Source organism: Sinorhizobium sp. P24N7 (assembly GCF_042436655.1).
GTDB classification, from domain to species: domain Bacteria; phylum Pseudomonadota; class Alphaproteobacteria; order Rhizobiales; family Rhizobiaceae; genus Sinorhizobium; species Sinorhizobium meliloti_A.
In genome coordinates this window covers 1-392 of sequence record NZ_JBHMIW010000155.1, presented here as the reverse complement: position 1 = coordinate 392, position 392 = coordinate 1, and the positions used below count along the sequence as shown (strand labels likewise).

The window sequence follows — 392 nt, the reverse complement described above, 5'->3', positions numbered from 1 at the left end:
GGATCAGCCGTCCTCGTGCCGGCGGCCCGCGATGGCGGCACCATCATTCTGGCGATGTCGCCGCCGGGGGCGTTTCCCGTGGCCTACGGCGAAAACAGTTTCGTGCGGCATTTGGCGGCGGCCCGCGATGGCGGCATCGAAGCGCATGTGCTGCTTCTCGATGGCGCCGGGCACGACATCGATGTCTCCTCCGACCTCTTCATCGACGCGTGCGAAGGCCGAGCCATGCGGACACGCGCCCATCTCAAGCGCTTGGCCCGGCCGCATCCGGCGTCGCCAACCGTATCATGCAAGGAGATATTTCAGCCATGACACACGCAACGCTGCTTGCAAACCTCGACCTCGACCGGCGGCTGAGCCGCGAGCAAGCCTTGAGCCTCGTTGATCTTGCC

General features: G+C 65.6%; 1 pseudogene. It reads left to right on the top strand.

The features are described 5' to 3' along the window. Positions 1–312, top strand: a pseudogene (locus ACFHWW_RS34410) (2-phospho-L-lactate guanylyltransferase); the annotation flags it as partial. Positions 313–392: the final 80 nt, after the last annotated feature.